Annotated in this window: 13 protein-coding genes and 3 pseudogenes; 6 read left to right on the forward strand and 10 right to left on the reverse strand. The window is 71.1% G+C overall.

All coding sequences use genetic code 11. The features are described from left to right. Window positions 1-322: 322 nt before the first annotated feature. The 6 genes from IE225_RS23875 to IE225_RS23900 all read right to left on the reverse strand — a co-directional run bounded on the left by IE225_RS23875 (window position 323) and on the right by IE225_RS23900 (window position 7,602). Window positions 323-1,360: an aminotransferase class I/II-fold pyridoxal phosphate-dependent enzyme gene (locus IE225_RS23875; protein WP_190059652.1), complete on the reverse strand. Its 1,038-nt coding sequence runs from the start codon at window positions 1,358-1,360 to the stop codon at window positions 323-325. Then, window positions 1,354-2,370, reverse strand: a complete 1,017-nt coding sequence (locus tag IE225_RS23880) for a 3-oxoacyl-ACP synthase III family protein (RefSeq protein ID WP_190059653.1) — start codon at window positions 2,368-2,370, stop codon at window positions 1,354-1,356. Before IE225_RS23880 ends, IE225_RS23875 begins: the two co-directional genes overlap by 7 nt. Then, complete coding sequence (locus IE225_RS23885; protein ID WP_190059654.1) at window positions 2,367-3,017, reverse strand: SRPBCC family protein; 651 nt, start codon at window positions 3,015-3,017, stop codon at window positions 2,367-2,369. Before IE225_RS23885 ends, IE225_RS23880 begins: the two co-directional genes overlap by 4 nt. Continuing rightward, window positions 2,992-4,902: a thiamine pyrophosphate-binding protein gene (locus tag IE225_RS23890; protein ID WP_190059655.1), complete on the reverse strand. Its 1,911-nt coding sequence runs from the start codon at window positions 4,900-4,902 to the stop codon at window positions 2,992-2,994. The genes IE225_RS23885 and IE225_RS23890 overlap by 26 nt, the downstream gene beginning before the upstream one ends. Then, window positions 4,899-5,915, reverse strand: coding sequence for a GlxA family transcriptional regulator (locus tag IE225_RS33440; protein WP_229879954.1), 1,017 nt, complete (start codon window positions 5,913-5,915; stop codon window positions 4,899-4,901). The genes IE225_RS23890 and IE225_RS33440 overlap by 4 nt, the downstream gene beginning before the upstream one ends. An 889-nt stretch (window positions 5,916-6,804) precedes the next feature. Continuing rightward, a complete protein-coding gene (locus IE225_RS23900) occupies window positions 6,805-7,602 on the reverse strand; it encodes a maleylpyruvate isomerase family mycothiol-dependent enzyme (protein WP_190059657.1) in 798 nt (265 codons plus the stop codon). Window positions 7,603-8,144: 542 nt separating this feature from the next. Between IE225_RS23900 and IE225_RS23905 the strand changes: the two genes are divergently transcribed. The 4 genes from IE225_RS23905 to IE225_RS33445 all read left to right on the forward strand — a co-directional run bounded on the left by IE225_RS23905 (window position 8,145) and on the right by IE225_RS33445 (window position 11,813). Further along, window positions 8,145-8,582: a MarR family winged helix-turn-helix transcriptional regulator gene (locus IE225_RS23905; RefSeq protein ID WP_229879955.1), complete on the forward strand. Its 438-nt coding sequence runs from the start codon at window positions 8,145-8,147 to the stop codon at window positions 8,580-8,582. Window positions 8,583-8,929: 347 nt separating this feature from the next. Further along, the gene (locus tag IE225_RS23910) at window positions 8,930-9,361 is read left to right on the forward strand and encodes a DUF485 domain-containing protein (protein WP_190059658.1); all 432 of its coding nucleotides are present in this window, start codon (window positions 8,930-8,932) and stop codon (window positions 9,359-9,361) included. Next, window positions 9,358-10,971, forward strand: a complete 1,614-nt coding sequence (locus IE225_RS23915; protein WP_190059659.1) for a sodium/solute symporter — start codon at window positions 9,358-9,360, stop codon at window positions 10,969-10,971. Before IE225_RS23910 ends, IE225_RS23915 begins: the two co-directional genes overlap by 4 nt. 431 nt (window positions 10,972-11,402) lie before the next feature. Beyond that, complete coding sequence (locus IE225_RS33445; protein ID WP_229879956.1) at window positions 11,403-11,813, forward strand: extracellular solute-binding protein; 411 nt, start codon at window positions 11,403-11,405, stop codon at window positions 11,811-11,813. Here IE225_RS33445 and IE225_RS23925 read toward each other — a convergent pair. From IE225_RS23925 to IE225_RS23935, 3 genes and pseudogenes are all read right to left on the reverse strand, one after another. Continuing rightward, window positions 11,809-12,165: pseudogene (locus IE225_RS23925) on the reverse strand (transposase); the annotation flags it as partial. The gene IE225_RS33445 and the pseudogene IE225_RS23925 overlap by 5 nt on opposite strands. A gap of 163 nt (window positions 12,166-12,328) precedes the next feature. After that, window positions 12,329-13,432 carry a glycosyltransferase family A protein gene (locus IE225_RS23930; protein WP_190059660.1) on the reverse strand — a complete coding sequence of 368 codons (1,104 nt, stop codon included), beginning with the start codon at window positions 13,430-13,432 and terminating at the stop codon, window positions 12,329-12,331. A gap of 338 nt (window positions 13,433-13,770) precedes the next feature. Next, the gene (locus IE225_RS23935) at window positions 13,771-15,042 is read right to left on the reverse strand and encodes an MFS transporter (RefSeq protein ID WP_190059661.1); all 1,272 of its coding nucleotides are present in this window, start codon (window positions 15,040-15,042) and stop codon (window positions 13,771-13,773) included. A gap of 448 nt (window positions 15,043-15,490) precedes the next feature. Between IE225_RS23935 and IE225_RS23940 the strand changes: the two are divergent. Next, window positions 15,491-15,985: pseudogene (locus IE225_RS23940) on the forward strand (transposase). 278 nt (window positions 15,986-16,263) lie between these two features. Next, window positions 16,264-18,945: an NACHT domain-containing protein gene (locus IE225_RS23945; protein WP_190059662.1), complete on the forward strand. Its 2,682-nt coding sequence runs from the start codon at window positions 16,264-16,266 to the stop codon at window positions 18,943-18,945. A 152-nt stretch (window positions 18,946-19,097) separates the two neighbouring features. Here the strand turns inward: IE225_RS23945 and IE225_RS34255 are convergent. Further along, window positions 19,098-19,525: pseudogene (locus IE225_RS34255) on the reverse strand (IS701 family transposase); the annotation flags it as partial. Between the last annotated feature and the right edge of the window lie 28 nt (window positions 19,526-19,553).

Raw genomic sequence — 19,553 nt, forward strand, 5'->3', positions numbered from 1 at the left:
TGCGCTCCTCGCGTTCCTTGGCGGTTCACGTGAGCGCTGCGCTTTCCCGCGCCCTGCCCAGGGGAGGGCGGTGATTCGATGTCGGGCTCGCGGGGCCCTGCGCGCAGGCGTCGCCGTGCTCGCTGCATCACCCGCCGCCGTGCCGGCGCGGAGCGCGGACCCTCCGGGGCGACGGCGGCCCCGGCTTTCAGGACCCGGGCACCGGCGAACGGGCGGCGCGACGAGCCCGGCCGAACCGGTTCCGGCCGGCCGGGCTCCGCCGTCATCCGTCATCCGCGACGCACCCGGCTGCGTTCGGGCACGGTGACGCGCGGGCGTCGGATCAGGTCTCCGTCTCCGCCCGTCCTCTCCCCACCGGCGACAGGGCGGACAGCACCGCGTCGCCGTCCGCGGGATGGCCGACTGTCAGCCGAACACCCTCCCCGGGCCAGTGACGGGCGTGTATCCCGGCGGTGCCGAGCGCGTCCGCCGCGGCGTGGTCGGTGCCGGGGGCGGGCCCCGCGGCGAGCCAGAGGAAGTTGGCCTGGCTGGGCAGGACGGGCAGGCCGAGCCCGGTGAGCCGGTGGTACAGGCGTTCTCGTTCGGCGACGACGGCGTCCACGCGCGTGACGAGTTCGTCGCCGGCCTCCAGAGTGGCCTCGACCGCGGCGGTGGCCACCGCGTTGATGCCGTAGGGCAGCTGCCGGTCCCGCACCCGCGCCACCAGGGCGGGATCGCCCAGGCCGTAGCCCACCCGCAGCGCGGCCAGTCCGTAGGCCTTGGAGAAGGTCCGCAGCACCAGGAGGTTCGGCCGCTCGTTTGGCAGGCGGAGGCCGTCGGGGACGGCGGGGTGGCGTACGAACTCGATGTATGCCTCGTCCAGCAGCACGGTGACGTGCTCCGGTACGCGGGCGAGGAACGCCGCGAGCTCGGGGGCGGTGACGAGGCTGCCCGTCGGGTTGTGCGGATTGCAGATCACCACCACGCGGGTGGCCGCGTCGACCGCCTCGGCCAGGGCGGTCAGGTTCTGCCGTCCGTCGGGCAGCAGCGGCACGGGAACCGGCTCGGCCCCCGCCATCCGGGCCAGCAGCGGGTAGGCGTCGAACCCGGGCCAGGCGTACACCATGCGGTCGCCCGGCCTGATCACGGCCTGCAGCAGCTGGAGTGCGACGCCCACCGAGCCGTTGCCGACCGCGACCGCGCCGGGGTCCACGCCGCACCAGGCGGCGATCCGCCGCGCCAGCCGGTGGGGATGGAACGGCGGGTACCGGTGGGCCTGGCCGGCGGCGTCCCGGATCGCCTTCCGCACGGACGGCAGCGGCGGGTACGGGCTCTCGTTGAGTCCCAGCGGACGCGGGGACGGGGACAGTGCCGTCACCATCCCTGCCCCCAGCGGACGGCGGCGGCGCCGGCGTAGTCCCCGGCGTGGGCGAATCCGGCCAGCACCACGAGGTCGCCGTCCCGGATCTGCCGGGAGCGGACCGCGTCGTCGAGCGTGACGGGCATCGCGGCGCCGAAGAGGTTGCCGCACCGGTCGAAGGTGTCGGGGTGCCGTTCGGCGGGCAGGCCCAGCGCCTGACGCCAGTTCTGCAGGAAGGTGCGGTTGGGCTGGTTGGTGATCAGGCAGTCGATGTCGGTGGGGTCCGTGTCCAGGCGCCGGCACAGCTCCCGCACGACCTGCGGCACCAGGCGGTTGCCCCGCTCCAGCACATGGGCGACGCCGGTCTCGGTGAACCCGATGCGTACCTGGGCGTCACCGGCCTCCCAGTACTTGCGCCCGTCGTCGCGCACCATGGTCATGTCACCGGCGTGGGCGGCGATGTGCCGGCCCTCGATCCCGAGGACGGGGGCGTGCGCGGAGGTCGTCACGTAGCCGACTCCGCAGCCGTCGCCGGGGATGGCCGCCTGGGACAGTCCCCGGACCTGCGACTGGGTGAACAGCTGGCCCGCGGCGCTCTGGGCGTTGCAGATCAGGGCCGTACGTCCGTCTCCGCCGAGGAGGATCTGCCGGGCCAGTTCCAGCATGTGCACGAAGGAGGCGCAGCCGGCGTTGGCCACGTCGATCAGCCACCGCGGTGCCAGGCCCAGCCGGCGCGCCACTTCGGTGCCGGCGCCCACGAAGGGCTGGTCCGGCAGCTGGCTGTGCACGAGCAGGACGTCCACGCGGCGGATCTCCGCGCGGCCGTGCCGTTCGATCAGCGGCTGAACGGCCCGCTCGATCAGGTCCGCGTTGGTCTCGTCGGGGGCGACGTGGTGCCGGTACGGGGGGACTTTGAACATCGGGCTGTCGCGCAGCTTGTCCTCCGCCGCCGGGTGCTCGGTGTAGAAGGCGGCGGGGACCGGCTCGCCGGGCAGGTACGAGGCGACGTCGGTCAGGCTCACTGTCGTCATCGGGCCGCCCGCTTCGCCGGGGAGGTGCTGACGGGCAGACCGTTGCGGTGCCGGTGCTCGAGAATCGCCTTGAGGTTGTTCATCTCCAGGGTGTGGCCGGCGTAGAACAGGTCCCAGTACTCCCCCACCCAGCGCCGGGCGGGGTGCGGTGCCAGGTCCGGGCGCGGGTTGTTCCGGTAGTAGGGGTGCCGGCAGTTGGTCCAGGTGATCACCGAACCGGGGCGGCCGAGGACGAGCGCGGCCGGGACCACCCTCATCAGATAGATCATCCACAGCTCGTCGCCCTGGTCCCAGGCGCAGTGGTAGTCGACCGTCATGGCGCCGGGATGGGCCTCGACGCGGCAGTAGATCCGGGTGCCTTCCTCCAGCCGGTCCCGGCCCACCCACAGCCCCGGTGTGCCGGTGGGCTCGAAGTCCCGCAGGCTGCACGTCCACTCCTCCAGGTGGTGGCCGCGGCTGAGATAGTCGTACGCCGCCTTTGGCGGGCAGTCGACGTACTCGTGGATGGTGCAGTACTCGCCGTAGACCTGCTGGTGCGGGTAGGTCTGCGAGGTCAGCTCCTGGCAGCGGGCGACCAGTTCGTCGGGGCCGGTGTTCTCCACCGTCACCAGGCCCGGGACGTCAGCCAACGTGGATCGGTCGGTCATCGAGATTCTCCTTGTCGTGGAGCGGGTGGTGGCCGTGCGGGGCGCCGGGGCCGGCCGGGGAGGACGTCGCGGCGGTCAGGAAGGGCTGGAACGGCGGTGTCTCGCGGTGGTCGAGGTCCATGGCGACCAGGGCCGGGCCACCGCCGTCGTTGCTGCGCAGCAACGCGGTGTGCAGCTGTGCCGGGTCGCCGGCCGAGGTGACGCGCAGCCGGGGGAACATCGCCGCCGCCCCGGCGGCGATGCCGGACGGGTGGAAGACGTTCTCGGGGCGGGCACCGCCCTGGAAGATCTCCTCGCGGGTGACGCACATGGCGTGCGCGTTGTTGTTCAGGACGACGAAGGTGACCGGCGCGTCGTATTCGACGGCGGTGTGCATCTCCATGCCGTGCATGAAGAACGCCCCGTCACCGGCCACCACGTACGAACGCCGGCCGGTGGCCAGCGCGGCGCCGATCCCGGCGCCGAAGGTGTAGCCCATGCCGCCCATGCCCACCGCCACGACGAAACGCCCGTCCCGGGGGGCCGGCAGGGCGTGGATGGCGGCGGCCCCCACGTTGCCGGCGTCCACGAAGACATGGGCGTCCTGCGGCAGCGCCGCGGCGATCGCCGCGATCGCCGAGGTGTAGCCGGTGGCCGCACCCGGGTGCGGAGGTACGCGCAGAAGGGAGGGCGGGCGATGGGCCGGGCAGGCCGGTGGGCGCGGGCGCACGCGGCTTTCCAGCGTCCGCAGCGTTACGGCCACTCCCCCGCGCAGGGCGATGCCCGGAACGAACGGCGGCTCGGGGTCGACGCAGACCACGGGCATCCCGGTGAGCAGCGGCTCCAGCCCTCCCCGCGCCAGGACGGGCAGGCGCGTGCCCACCAGCAGGCAGGCGTCGGCCCGGCGCAGGCAGTCCTCGACCTCGCGGTGGCCCATCACCCCCGCCACGCCCACGAACCGGGGGCTGCGGTTGTCGTAGACGTCCTTGGCGTCCGGGGTCACGGCCACGCAGGCGCCCAGGCGCCGCACCAGGCCGGCCAGTTCCTCGCGCGCCCTCGTCCCGGCCACGCCTTCCCCGGCGATCACCATGACGCGGGAGGCGCCCTCCAGCACGCCGAGCGCCGCGGCCAGGGAAGCGGGATCCGGCCGCGGGGCCGCGGGCGGGTGTGCCGCCCCGGCCGCCTGTGCCGGCTTCCCCCGTGCGCCCGCCGCCGTGGCGGCTCCCGTTCCCCCGGGCGCTCCCGCGGCCCGCGCGGGCACCGTGGCCCCTTCGGTATCCGCGGGCACCGTGGCCCCTTCGGTGGCTGCGGGCACCGCGGTTCCATCGGTGGCTGCGGGCACCGCGGCTCCCGCCACCGCCGGCACGTCGATGCGGGCCTGCTGGACGTCCTTGGGCAGGATGAGCACGGCGGGGCCCCGCGGCTCGGTCTGCGCCGCGGTGATCGCCCGGGCCAGCAGGCCGGCGATCGCGTCGGGTTCGGTCACCCGGGCGCAGAACCGTGAGACGGGTGCGAAGACGTCCCGGGCGTCGAAGGAGCCCGCCTTGCCGCTGGAGTCCTGGAAGGCGCCCCGGCCCTCCTGGTGGGTGGGCGGCTGTCCCACGAGGGCCAGCAGCGGGATGCGTGAGGCATGGGCCTCGGCCAGGCCCGGAACCAGGTTCATCGCACCGCCGCCCGACGTGGCCGCGACGACGCCGAGGCGCGCGGTGGCCCGGGCGTACCCGTCCGCCATGGTGACCGCGGAGAACTCGTGTTTGGCCACCACGCCGCGGATCCGGCCGGGGAGACGGTGCACCGCGTCGTACAGGTCCTCGATGTTGGCCCCGCCGACCCCGAACACGTACCGGACGCCGATCCGGTCGAGTTCGGCGGCCAGGTGGTCCACGAGACGTATCCGGTCCGTCATGCGGACCTCCTTTCCGCCCAGGCCGGTTCGACGAGCAGGCCGGAGGGTGCGTGGAGCTGGAAGTGCTGCCGGTACTGGGCGGGGGTGAGGCCGACGAGGGCGCCGAACGCACGCAGGAACGTTTCGGTGGCCGTGAATCCGCACCGGCTCGCGATCTGGCCCACCGACAGGTCGGTGGCCTCCAGGAGCTGACGAGCCCGGGCGATGCGCATACGGCGGACGTACTGGCCGGGCGTCATCCCCACCGCGCGCCGGAAGACCCGGGCGAAGTGACGGGGGCTCATGCGCGCGCGGCAGGCGAGTTCGGGCACCGGCAGCGCGCGGTGGAGGTTTTCCTGCACCCAGTCCTGCACGGCCCGGATCGGCTCCTGATCGGTGAGCTGTGCGTCGAGGACCATGCTGAACTGCGTCTGCCCGCCGGGTCGTTTGAGGTACAGCACCAGGAACTTGGCCACCTCTGTGGCGTACGCCGCCCCGTGGTCGCTCTCCACCAGCGCCAAGGCCATGTCGATGCCGGTCGACACGCCCGCCGAGGTGACGTACGGGCCGTCCCAGACGAAGATCGGCTCGGGATCCACCGTCACTTCGGGGTAGCGGCGGGCCATCTGCTCCCAGACCGCCCAGTGCGTGGTGGCCCGCCGTCCGTCCAGGAGACCGGCCTCGGCCAGCAGGAAGGCCCCTCCGCACACGGAGGCCACGCGCCGGGAGCGCGCCGCGGCGCGTCTGATCCAGGCGACGAGGGAGGGATTCGCCAAGGCCTCTTTCAGGCCCGGCCCACCGGGCACGAGGAGGGTGTCGATCGCCCCTTCTCCCGCCTCCAGGGGCTCGGCCTGCACGACCAGGCCCGCGGAGGTGGCGACCAGCGGGGCCTCGGGAGAGACACACTGCAGGCGATAGGTGTCTTGCGGGTCGGACAACAGTCGGTTCACGGTGTCGAAGACTTCGAGTGGCCCACTGACGTCCAGGGTCTGGGCGCCGGGGTAGACCACGACCACAACGCGTCGTTGTTTCACGATCACAGCCTGTTCCCGGCGGTGAGCCGTCCACAACGACAGTCTGTTGACGATTCCTGCCACGCCCCGGCCCACCCTGCTGACCGGGCCAAAGACCACGGGGGGACGCCGGGTGAAACGGGTCACAGACGAGGTGACACGTGTGAACCCGGTCGGCCGACGGTGGGCCGGGGGCGGCCGGCGCCGGCACGGCGCATACGGCCGGCGTCGGCACGGCGCATACGGCCGGCGTCGGCACGGCGCATACGGCCGGCGTCGGCACGGCGCATACGGCCGGCGCCGGGTGTCCGGCCGCGCCGTCGTGGAGCCGCCGGATCCGGTCTGCCGGCCTCTTTGCCGACGTGTTCGGCGCCCGTCCCGGCCGGGCTCAGGGCGGGAAGGGCCGGGGCGGGAGCTCGGCCGACGGCCGCGTGTCCCTCCTGGCCGCCGGGACCGGGTGGGCGGTGGAGGGCGTGGCCGGGGCCAGGCGTGGACCGCTGCGCCCGTCTCGTGGGGGTGCGCCCCGACGCGGGTCAGGACCGTTGCCCCGGCGACGCGTTCGCAGCGGCGGCGCATGCGGGCCGACGGGTACGTCCACGCCGGTGGCCGGCGCCGTCCTCAGGGCGCCGTGCGGTCGCCCGGGACCGGTCCGGGGCCGCACGCGGGAAAGCGGCGCCCGCCGGCCCGGCCCGGGAGCCGGACCTGCGGTGGACGGGCGCGGCCAGGACGCACCAACCCCCGTCCCGACCGGCGTTCGCGCGAGCAGCGGGCATCGCCTCTCCCTCTCCGGCCGCGCTCCCCGGAGCCTGACCCGGAACCTGCCCTGGCGTCCCGACCCGCTGCCGGCAGGCGGGGCGGACCCGTGGGCTCCGCTCGGGAGCGAAACCCGGCGAAGACCCCGAGCACCGCCTCAGAAGGCGGAGTTGGCGAACCAGTGGGCGAGCAGGTCCTCGTCCCCTTCGTGAGCGAGGACCTCTGCGTCGTAGGGCAGGCGGCCGTAGACGAGCAGGAGCAGGTCGGCCGCGGTTCCCCGGACGGTCGCGTCAGCGGTGTCCGCGGCGGGGTGGGCCGTGTCGAGCCCGAAGCCGTCGGGCCGCAGGCGGACGAGCCAGTCGCCGTCCCCGTCGGTGGCACGGAAGCGGATGGTCCTGCCGGGACCGCGGAGGCCGGCCACCTTGGGAGCGAAGAAGGCGGCGAAGGGCAGGTTGACGAGGAACTCGTCGATCCCGTCGACCGCAGCCGGGCGGTCGATCGTGGGCCTCAGGCCGAGCGCCAGCTCGGCGTCCGCCCGGTGCACCAGGGTCTCGAACAGCATCCGACGCGCCCAGAAGCGGGCGTGCTGATCGGCGCCCCACGCCCACATCGGCAGGTCCGGGTCGGTGGCCGCGAAGGCGTCCGCGGCCACGGTCGCACTCTCGGCCAGCCAGTCGACGTATCCGTCCTCCTGGTCCGGGAGCCGCAGGTCCACGTCACGCGTGCGCGGGGGTTCCTGGACGCGTGCCCGCAACAGGACCGAGAACCAGCGCTGGACACTGCCCGTGTGCTTGATCAAGTCGGCCAGCGTCCAGCCGGGGCAGCTGGGCACCGCTGTGGCCAGGTCGGCGTCCTTGACCGCCGCGACGAACCGGGCGGTCTCCACCGCGACCCCCGCGCGGTGGTCGACCGGGGTGGCAACGGACGCCTGGGTGCTGTGGCCGGAGGTCTTCATCGTGACACGCCTTTCACCGAAGGTGCGGGGTCAGCCGGTCGGCTGGTTGAGGACGGTTCCGGAGTGGCTGGAAACGTCGGCGGAAATCTGCGCCGCGCCACCGGCCCGTGCGTCTGGCCGGCAGCGCCGGACGGCAACTCCCGGACGTCGCACGGGAAGGAGCGGTGAGGACGGTTCGTCGACAGGCCCGGAGCCGTCCGCGCGGCTTCCTCGGCACCGGCGGACGCAAGCCGCCGCTCCCGGCCGGCAGCGGGGCGCGCAACCGGTCACACGAGCGGGCCGCCGCGTGCTGTGCGTGAGACACGGAACCTCTTCCCTGCTCGAGACCTCCGGACCTTCGGCGAACCACCGAAGACCATCGAGAATCACCGAAGGCCGCCGAAGACCGCTGAGAACGGCCGAAAAGCGCCGATAACCGCTGAGAACCGCCGAGAACCCGACGAACCACTCGAGAACCCGGAAGCTTGAGAACTTCAAGCAACGAGGGGACGGTAGCCGTCGATATTTGAGATGGTCAAGTTTTCCGGCGTAAGGTGACGTACATGACAGCAACCCGCCATGTCGACACGGCCCAGCTCATGGAGCTGCTCTCGGTGTCGCTGGCCGCCTACTACGGCGACTTCACGGTCGCCGCCGCGAGCGAGGACCTCACGGCCAGCCAGGGCAGGACACTCAACGTGCTGCGCCGGGGACCCGCCTCCATGAGCGCCCTGGCCACCACGCTGACCTGCGACGCCTCCAACATGACCGGGATCGTCGGCCGGCTGGAGAAGCGCGGCCTGGTGCGCCGCGAGCCCAGTCCCTCCGATCGGCGCGTCAAGAACGTCGTCCTCACCGCCGAGGGCGAGCGGGTCGTCGACGTGATCCGCGGGAAGATGCACCACACGCTCGCCGGCCTGGACAGACTCAGCCCGCAGGAGCGAGCCACCCTGTACGCGCTGCTGGAGCGCGTCTTCACCTCGCAGCTCGCTGCCGCCTGACCCCGAGGCCGACCGCGGGGCCGGGGCGGCCCGGCCGTCGGCGCGGTGGTCACCGGCACCGGCGGACGCGTGCTGCCGGGGACGTGCCGCCGGCGGCACGTCCCCGGCGCCGGCCGGCCGGTCGCGGAGGATTGCCAGGGCTGCGGCGGCGGCTGCCTCGCGCCTCTCGTGATCCGGCTGGAAAAGAGTGGGCGCGGGCAATACCGATCTGATAACGGTACGGACATACCGACCGCTCAGTTTGGCCACATTGCAGCGCAGCCCGGTTCCTCCGAGTAACGTGCGGGGCTCGCCCTCTCCCCTTGCGGTCCGCACCGGACCAGAGCCGCCTTTCGAGGAGCACCGGGATGTCCTACGATCCGTCCCCGTCGTACCGGTACCCACCGCGCGACACGTCACCGTCCTACGCGACCCACCCCTGGCAGCCGGCCTCCCCTGAGCCCCACCCGTCGCAGGTGCCGCCCCGGCCCGGGCCGGGGCACCACGGCGACCTGCGGATCCTGCGCGGCGCCTACCGCCGGCAGCGGCGCGTGGCCACGCTCACCGCGCTGGGCTACTTCACCCTGTTCCTCCTGCTGTCGGCGTTCGCCCCGTCCTTCATGACGAGCACCGTCACCGACGGCCTGCCCACCGGGCTGCTGCTGCTCCTCGTCCAACTGCCGGTCACCTTGCTGGCGATCGCGCTGTACGAGCACACCGCGCGCCGGAACGTCGACCCGCTCGCCGACCGCCTCCGCGCGCAGGCCGAGCTGGGCGCGGAGCGGGAGGAGGCGCGATGACACTGCAGCTGAGCGGGTCGGCGCAGACCATGTCGCTGATGGCGTTCACCGCCGTCGCCACGGTCACGCTGCTGCTGTGCGTGATGACGGGCCCGGACCGCGACGACCTCGACGAGTTCTACACGGGCTACAGCTCCCTGTCGTCCCTGCGCAACGGACTGGCGATCGCGGGCGACTACATCTCGGCGGCAACCGTGCTGGGCACGGGCGGTGTGATCGCGCTGTGCGGCTACGACGGGGTCGTGCTGGCCATGAGTACGGCACTGTCGCTGATGCTCCTGATGTTCCTGCTGGCCGAACCGCTGCGGAACGCGGGCCGGTTCACCATGGGCGACGTGCTGGCACGCCGGATGCCGGGGCGGAGCGTGCGCATCACGGCGTGCGCGGTGACCATCGCGGCGCTGGTGCCGCTGATGCTGGTGCAGCTGGCCGGCACGGGACAGTTGATGGCCTTCATCCTCGGCTTCTCGGGCGACTCGCTGAAGACGGGCTGCCTGATCGGCCTGGGCGTACTGATGATCAGCTACGCGGCCATCGGCGGGATGAAGGGCACGGCCCTCATCCAGATACTGAAGATCGTGATGCTCCTCGGATCGGGCGCGGTGATCGCCGTGCTGGTCCTGCGGCGCTTCGACTGGGATCCGAGTGCGCTGTTCGACGCCGCGGCGCGGCAGAGCGGGGTCGGACCGGCCTTCCTGCACTCGGGGCTGGAGTTCGCGGGTGCCGCGAACCCGCGCCTGGACATGATCACGGCGGAGCTGACGATCGTCATGGGCGGTGCCGTCCTGCCGCACATCACGATGCGGACCTACACCGCCTCCAGCGCCCGCCAGGTGCGGCGGTCGATGACGTGGGCGGTGTCGAGCGTGACGCTGTTCGTGCTGGTGATGACGGTCGTCGGATTCGGCGCCACGGCGCTGATCGGGCGGACGGCGATCGCCCAGGCCGACCCGCAGGGCAACACGGCGTATCTGCTCGGTTCGCGGGCGGTCTTCGGCACCGACGTGTCGGCGGCGGAGACCTTCCTCTTCACGGCGGTCACGACGGCTCTCTTCCTGACGCTGCTCGCCTCGGTCGCCGGGATGATCCTCGCCTGCGCCAACTCCCTCGCCCACGACCTCTTCGCGGCGCGTGCGCAGGAGATGCCGGCGCGCCGGGAGATGACGCTCGCACGGGTCTCGGCGCTGGCGGTGGGCGTCCCGACGATCCTGCTGGCGACGCTGGTCCAGCACCGCAACCTGCAGCCGTTGGTGACCGTCAGCTTCTGCCTGGGCGCCTCCGCCATCGCCCCCGCCCTGACCTACAGCCTCTTCTGGCGCCGCTACACCCGAACGGGCCTGATGTGCACTCTGATCGGCGGCACGCTCGCGGTCCTGCTCCTGATGCCGGGCACCAACCTGGTCTCCGGTTCCCCGTCCGCCCTCTTCCCCGGCGCCGACTTCAATTTCTTCCCCTTCACGACGACGGGTCTGGTCACCATCCCCCTCGGCTACCTCTTCGGCTGGCTCGGCACGCTGCTCTCCGGCCGGGAGAAGGCCGACGAACAGCGCAGGCAGTACGAGGCGGTCGAGGGCTGGATCCTCGCCGGCGCGGTGAGGAGGCAGAACTGACACGGGATCCGTGACCGCCGGACGGGCACCGCTCACCGCCGGGCGGCGCAGTCCCCGTTGCCCGGCGGCTTCCCGGTCCCCGGAGTCGCCTCGGCGGTGATCCCTGGGCGGGGAACACGGCCCTGGCTTCGGTTCCGCACGACCACGTACGTCCAGAAGGCACCGTGAAGATCAGGGCCATCAGAGCGTTGCTGTGCTCGGCCGTACTCGCCGCCGGCGGCTCCTTCCCACCGCCTGCGGCTCGTCCGGCGGCAGCGGCTCGGGGCAGGCCGGTCCGGCGTCGTTCGAGGGCCGCGGTCCCATCACGTACGTGGCGGCCAAGGACACCACCGGAACCCTCCAGCCGGTGCTCGACCGCTGGAACAGGCCGCACCGAAGGAGAAGGTCCCTTCATCCAGCTGCCGTCGGATGCGGACGCGCAGCGGCAGCAGATGATCCAGAACGCGGAGACGAAGTCCGACGCCCACACGGTGTTGTCCCTCGACGTCGTGTGGACGTCGGAGTTCGCCACCCATCGGTGGATCGGCAAGCTGCCCGAGAGGCAGTTCCCGCTGGGGAAGATGCTGAAGCCGGTGGTGGAGACGGCGAAGTACCGCGGCGGCCTGTACGCGGTCCCGGCCAGTTCGGACGGCGGAATGTTGTACCACCGCACCGACCTGCTGAAGAAGGCTGGCGTCGGTGAGCCGCCGGTGACGTGGGCGGAGCCGAAGGCAGCCTGCGCCAAGGTGAGGAAGCCGCCCGAGGCCGAGGGCATGTCCTGCTACGCCGGGCAGTTCCAGAAGTACGAGGGCCTGACGGTGAACTCCTCCGAAGCCGTGAACTCGGCGGGCGGCACCTTTTAACGCCCTGACGTGTTAACGCCCTGACGTAGGAGGAGTCGACCACGCAGCGCGACCAGTCGAGCTTCGCCGCCGCGTTCGGATCGGCGAGCAGGACCTCGTGCAGCCGCTGCCAGACGTCGGTCTCGTTCCAGTTGCGCAGCCGACGCCAGCACGTCATGCCCGAGCCGAAGCCCAGCTCCTTGGGCAGGTACTCCCACTGGATGCCGGTGTGCAGCACGTACAGCATCCCGCACCACACCTCCCGGTCCGGCAAGGGCTTGCGGCCCGGATGCCGGAAGCGTCTCTCGCGCTACGGCAGCAGGGGCTCCAGGCGGTCCCGAAGCCCATCCGGCACGATCCACGGCGTGGCCACCTTCGACGAGGGTCATGACCATCCCAACGCGCTCGCCGCCCAGTTCCGGAACGCGACCGCAACCTCGACAAGCCCCTCGCGGCATGCGGACGAGGCGGTGCTCGTATCGGCATGTCGGTAGTGCGCTTGATCAACCGCCAGGGCGGCTGCCGGGTCGCTCGTCTCAGGGTGCGTCGATCACGGTGAGGCAGCGTTGCAGCAGCTGGTCGGCGAAGGCGGCGTGGATGGCGTTGAGGTGGTCGGTGATGAAGCGCGCTCGGGCCGTGAACACATCGGGAGCCGGGTGCCGGCCGAGCCAGCCGTACAGCTCCGCGTGCAGCTGTGGTCCGAGTAGGGCCTGCACATCGGCGTCCCGCAGCAACTGGGGTTGCAGCAAAATGGGTTTGAAGGCGAAGTGGAGCAGTGCTCGGCGCAGGCCCAGCCTGAGCATGTCGTCGGCCCGCGCCGGGTCGATGTCCTGCGGTGCGTTGCCGCCGGTTACGGGTACGAACTCGCCCTCGTACGCCTCCCCGGTGATGAACCGGTACGGGTCGGCACTCAGCCGACGAGCGGAGGCCCGGACCTCGTTCGTGGTGTTGCGCCCGACGGGGAAGTGCAGTGCCCTGGCCCGAGTGCCCAGGTCCCAGTCCTCACCGGCGAGATTGACGATGCGGCCGGTGTCGTCCGTGGCGACGGGCTGCTGGTACGGGCCGATAAGCCCGTAGACGCGGCGCTCGATGGCATGGTTGAAACCCTCAACGTTGACCACACCGAAGTACTGCTCGAGGTGGGCGATGAAGGTGCCGACCCGGCCCAATACCTCGGCCGCTACAGGAGAGGTCTTGGGCAAGTCCTGAAACACACTCCCGCCGGTCGCCACCAGGCAGGCTCGGCAGTCGAAGTAGTCAAGCCAGTTGCCCAACCAGGACGGTGGCACCAGCACATCGGCGTCGGTCCCGATGATCCAGAATTCCTCGTGCTCCTGACGCGGGCGGCGAGCGGCCCGCGCGAGCGCGAGTCGGGCACCGGCGGCGCGGGCATTGCCGACGCCCGGCAGCGGCTCGGTCACGACGCGGGCGGGCGGGAACTTCGCCGCGAAGGCGCGTGCCACCGCTCCTGTGCCGTCGCTGCTGCCGTTGTCGACGACGACCACCTCGATCGTGCCGTCCGGCAGTGCTGTGACGGCCTCCCGGAGGTGGGTGAGCATCTCTGGCAGACGGCGCTCCTCGTTACGCGCCGGGACGACGACCGCGGCACGGCACTGAGCTGCCATGGGCTGGTCACGCATGCAGGACGACTCCTTTCGGGGTGAGAGGGACGCCGGCATCGCCCCACCCGATGCCGGGGGTGGGAACAGAACTGCTCGCGGAGCCTGCCCATCTCCGAGACGCCGCCTACGGCCGGACGCCACATCCGAGAGGCCGGTCGACAACCGACCAGGCCCGGACGGGCCGAGCCGACCGGGGTGGCCAAGCCCAGCGCCCAGGGCGCCGAGGCGCGTCTGCTCGCTCGGCACGGCCCCGCGCACTCCACCTGCCAGTGGCGCTCTCCCCGGCTGTCGACGGCAGCCGAGGGGGCGAAGGAGGACACTGGCCGACTTCGCAGTCATCAAGGGAGGGAGGACAGTCAAGGGCGGGAGGGGCACTCAAGGGTGGGAGGACGGTTCAGAGCGCGCGCACCGGCCGCTGTAACGACCGCCCCCAGCACGGGAGCTCCGGCGGCGCACAGGAACAGAGGGGCGGTGCTGTGCACGGAGCCGAGCAGGAGCCCGCCGAGCGCGTTGCCGGTGGCGGCGCCCAGGACATTGGCTGTGATCGCCACGGTGTACGCCTCGTTCGCGGTGCCGGCGGGAGCAACGTCGTCGAGCAACACGGCCACGGTGACGAGAACGGGGGCGAACAGGCAGCCTGCCACGAGCAGTGCCCCTGTCAGGAGCGCTGGTCCCCGTACCGCGGCCATGGGCAGAACCAGGACTGCCAGCAGCACCTGCAATCGCATCAACCGGGACGGCGGTGAGGAACGCCATCGGCCGACCCCGTACACCGCCCCTCCGATGACACTGCCGACGCCGAAGGCTGTGAGGAGGTAGCCCGCTGACGCTGCTGCGTCCCGCCCGCCGACCGCTCCCGGGACGGCAATCTGCAGCACGCCCAGGCACATCCCGGTGGAGAAAAAGGAAGCCATCGCCAGCACGTGCACACCGAACGCACCAAAGGCGCCCAGCAGCCCGGCCGTCGAGGCCTGGTCCGCCTGGACGGACAGCAGGGTGCGCGCGGACAGCGCGAAGCCCTGCGTACCGGCGAGGCACAGCAGGGCGGTCACAACCAGCGCCCAGCCCACGCTTTCCAGCCCGGCAACCAGGCTGACGAGCGTCGGACCTACCAGGACGAGTCCTTCGACCACCACGGACTCGAACGCGTAGGCACGACGACGCGCATGCTCATCGGGCAGCAGCGTTCCCCACAGGGTGCGCATCGCGGTGCTGATTTGCGGGAAGGTCAGCCCGGCGAGTGCTGCGGGCACCAGGACGACGGCCAGCCCGCCATCGGCCGCGCCGGCCGCCACGACGCCGAACACGGCCAGACCGTGCACCGTGCCGCAGCACCACGTCACCCCCACCACACCGTGCCGGTCCATCAGCCGCCCCTGCACCACCGCCCCGACGCTGTTGGCGGCGCCGAACACACCGACCGCCAGACCGGCGTCCGCGTAATCACCGGTGCGCTGCTGAATAAACAGCAGCAACGCGAGCCCGACCATGCCGATCGGAAGTCGTCCCACAGCCGCCCACGGCAACACGTGGACCATCCCGGAGGCGCGCACCGGCGAAAGCCAGGAATAAGGGCCGTCCCGGGGGGCGACCCCTCGGCGTGCGACGCTCGCGCTGTACGGCGACACGCTGGGAGCCTCTCGCGTCCGACCGGCGAGAGCGGCTCCCAGCCGACGTAACGCCACGAACACACCCCCTCCGCCCGAACATCGATCGTCCACCGTTCACTGGGCGACGCGACGGGAGGCTACCGAGGGCAGTGGTGGGCGTCAGAGACCCATTCTCGCCATTCAGCCTGCCATCAAGCTCGAGAAATGGCTCCTGGGCATCGCCGACAAGGCGCCAGAACCTCCCGCAGCCGGCAGCACACCCGCCCGCCCGGGCTCAGCCGGCCTTCGTACGGCGACGGCCGTACGAAACCGGGAGAGATCCGCCCGCAGTCATCCAGCCAGGGAGTGTCCCATCAACGGCGGATCTGCTGATCAAGGAGAGACGCCGGATGAGCGAAACTGCTGTCGGGACCGAGACGGTGGAGGATTCGGCCAACGGCCGGTGTCGGACGAGCAGTCGGTCGCGATGCCCTCGGACCGGGCCCGGTCCGAGGGTCTGCGGGCGACCGGTGAGGGCGGGCTGCTGCAGCAGCTGACCAAGCGGGTGCTCGAGTCCGCCCTGAAGGGCGAGATCACCGATCACCTCGGCTACGACAAGCACGATCCGGAGGGCCGGAACAGCGGCAACAGGCGCAACGGCAGCCGGTCCAAGACCGTGCTGATCGACGTGGGCCCGGTCGAGGTCGAGTGCCCAGGAACGTGGCCGGCACGTTCGAGCCGCAGACCGTCCGCAAGCGGCGGCGCCGTCTGACCGGCGTGGACGAAATGGTGCTGCCGCTGTCGGAAGGGCCTGACCCGCGGGGAGGTTTCCGCTCACCTTGCCGAGGTGTACGGGGCGGAGGTGTCCGAGCAGACGATCTCCACGATCACCGACAAGGTGACGGAGGGCATGGCGGAACGGCGGAGCCGCCCCCTCGACCGCGTGTACCCGGTCCTGTTCGTCTGTGCGGTACTGAGCTGAAGAGCGTGCAGGGATCAAGAAAATAAAACTGTCATCCCCCAAGAAGGACTGGTTGCCGACCTGGTCGTGGCGGTGGACGCACACTGCTGGCGTGGGGCGCGCCACGTGTACACGGCCCCGGAGGACCCTTGCTTCTCGCGCATCGCCTGTACTCAGGATGCTGCAAACCCACCATTTTTCTTTATTTATCCACGAATAGACCACAGGCCGACTAGGTGACGGCATGATGACCGAATGTGAGAGCTGGGGGATACGGCCGAGGGCCGAAGCGTGTGGGTGTGCTCTTCTTACTGGCGCTGGTGCTGGGGATGGGCGGGGCATTGGCGCTGGCTTGGTACTTTAAACTGGGCAGGGCCACGACAGCGGCCACGTTGCTCCCCACGTTGGCGCCCGCCTACCTGGCGTGGAAAGCCTTCCAGCACGATCGGCTCGAAGCCCTTCCTCCGGTGGACCTGAACACGGTCGCCGACGAGCTCGCGCAAGTGATCAAAAATCAGTGGGACGACGAAGCTGCCATCCGTCGTCTAAACGATCCCTACCCGCTACCGATCGCTTGGCGTGCCGCCGATGCGGACCTGGTCGAGCCCTGGGCGTTGCTGACCGAGGTTGCCCGGGCGTGGCCCGGGGGGCCGCCGGGGGATCCCGCCCAGTGGCCTACGGACGCTACGGGACTCGCAGGCGCTGATGGGCAGATCGGCGAGGTGTTTGCCCAGCGGGTGCCCACCCGCCGCCTGGTGATCCTCGGGCTGCCCGGCTCCGGCAAGACCATGCTGCTCGTCCGCCTGCTTCACGACCTGATCGCACAGCGGAAGGGAGGCGGCCCGGTGCCGGTGCTGTTCTCCCTCGCTTCCTGGGACCCCGCCCACCAGTCCTTGAAGGACTGGCTGGCCGAGCAGTTGCGACGCGACCATGCCGGACTGCGCGCCCTGACCCCGCCAGCCGCTCCCGGGGGCGCACAGGTCGACTTGGCCCAGGCCTTGCTGGATTCCTGGCTGATCCTGCCGCTCCTTGACGGCTTCGATGAGATCCCTCCCGCCCTGCACGCCATAGCCCTCGATGCCCTCAACCGGGCCCTGCCCGCCAAGCAGCCCCTGGTGGTGGCCAGTCGTGTTGCCGCTTATCGGGATGTCCTCACCCAACCGGATGCCATGGTGCGGCTCAACGGGGCTGCCGGCATTCATCTCCTGCCGCTCACTGCCGACCAAGCAGCCGCCTACCTGCGCCACGATGCCGGCGGCGAGTGCACTTCCGCTGCCGATCGCTGGAATACCGTGGCCACCCACTTGGGCACCGACACACCCGTCGGAGATGCTCTGAGCACTCCCCTGGGCCTGTTCCTCGCCCGTACCATCTACAATCCCCGTCCTCACACCCCGGCCACGCCCGGTGTGATCCCCCACCCAAACGAGCTCTGCGACACAACGGCTTTCCCCACCCGGACCGCCCTCAATGCCCACCTATTCAACGCCTACATACCTGCCGCCTACGCCCTTCACCACTCGCGCCCGCCCCGCTGGACCATCGCCCAAGCTCACCGCTCACTGGTTTTCCTCGCCCGGCACTTGGAGACCCGCCGCGACGGCAGCCCCAACCTGGCCTGGTGGGAGCTTTCTTACGCCCTTCCCGCGCACGTCCGCCGCCTGATACTCGGGCTTGCGGTAGTGCTCGTCGGTGGGCTCGTACACGGACTCGCGGCCGGGCTCGTGTTCGGGCTCATGGTCGCGCTCAGATCTACGCCCTCGGGCACTCCAAGTACACGGCTACGCTGGTCACTCCGCTCACTCCGCCACCTCGGGCGGCAGCTCGTGGCCGGGTTCGGGTTCGGACTCGTGATGGGGCTCATGTTCGGGCTCGTGTTCGGACTGGGGCCCGGAATCACGACTGGGCTCGCGTTCGGGCTTACATTCGGACTCAAGCCCACTTCCTCGGGAGGCCCGAGTACACGGCTACGCCGGTCACCCCGCAACCTCGGGGGGCAGCTCGTCGCCGGGCTCAGGTTCGCACTCGCAGGTGGGCTCGCGGCCGGGCTCGGGTTCGGACTCGTGGCCGGGCTTGCGGCCGGGCTCGGGTTCGGACTCGCGATGGGGCTCGCGTTCGCGCTGGTGTTCGGGCTCGGGTTCGGGCTCATGGTCGGGCTCGTCGTCGGACTGAGGTCCACTTCCTCGGGAGCTGTGAATGCACGGCTACGCTGGTCACCCCGCAAGCTTGGGGGACAGCTTGTGGTCGGGCTCATGACCGCGGTCATTTTCGGGTTGTTCGTGGCCGGCGAGGCGGGGCGAGTGGCCGGGCTCGCGTTCTGGCTCATGGTCGGGCTCGCGGTCGGGCTCGTCGTCGGACTGAGGTCCACTTCCTCGGGAGCTGCGAATGCACGGCTACGCTGGTCACCCCGCAAGCTTGGGGGACAGCTCGTCGCCGGGCTCGTAGCCGGGCTCGCGTTCGGGCTCGCGGTCGGGTTCCTGGCCGACCTCGGGCTTGCGGACGGACTCCTGATCGGGCTCACCGTCGGGCTCGTGTTCGGGCTCATAGTCGGGCTCGTGGCCGGTCTCAGAGGTGAGAAACCCGACCTGACCACCGTGACTGGACCCGCGACGTTGCTCGCCCAGGATCGCCGTACCTTTTTCGCGATCGGGCTCCTGGGTGGGGTGGTGGGCGGCGGATTCGGGCTCGCGGCCGGACTCCCGGGCGGGCTCGTGGTCGGGCTTGTCTTGGGTTGGGTGGGCGGCGGATTCGGGCTCCTGGCTGGGCTGGTCGTCGGGCTTGAGCAGACAGCATGGGGCGGCTGGGTAATAACCAAGGCCTGTCTGGCATTGCGACGCCGAGTTCCGTGGAATTTGATGACGTTCCTTCAGGATGCACACGAATACCGTGGTGTGCTGCGGCAGGTGGGGGCCGTTTACCATTTTCGCCACCTTGACCTGCAACGCCACCTCGCCCAGCAGCCCTGGCCACCCACCACCTGATCCAGCGCCCTCTCCTTCACGAACCTGAAAACCCTTCAGTAGGGCTTCGTTGGGTTCTGGTTCTTCTCGCCGGCAGGGGGCGGCCGCAGGTGGTGCAGGTATCGGACCGGCACCTCAGCAGGCCCGAAGGGCGTCGAGGACCTGGTAGAGGGTCAGGCCGGCGTGTGGACTTTTGGATCGAGTCGCCGCAGGGTGAGGAAGGCCTGGGCGGCGGTGGCGAGGGTGACGTGGCGATGCCGGCGCGCCAGGTGCAGCCCTCGAAGTGGTCGAGTCCGAGTCCGTGTTTGACTTCGCGGTGGTCGTGCTCGATCCGTCGGCGCTTCTTCGCCCACCGCACCAGGTCGGTGATCGGGGTGGCGGCGGGCAGGTTCGATATCCAGTAGCCCGTCGGGGCGTCCTGGCCGGCGGGCCACTCCACCAGCACGGTGCGGGTGGGCAGGACCCCGTCCCACTGGTTGCGGCCGCCGCCTGCCGCCTGGGCGGCGGCCAGGGCCTGCTTGCCCGCCGGCCTCACCGGCAGCACCGCGAACCGTGAGGTCATCGCCCCCTTGCCGCCCTGCCGCCAGGTCACCTCGGTGCACCGGTCCGCACCCACCTCGGACGCATGG

It is taken from the genome of Streptomyces echinoruber, from assembly GCF_014651135.1.
Classification (GTDB): Bacteria; Actinomycetota; Actinomycetes; order Streptomycetales; family Streptomycetaceae; genus Streptomyces; species Streptomyces echinoruber.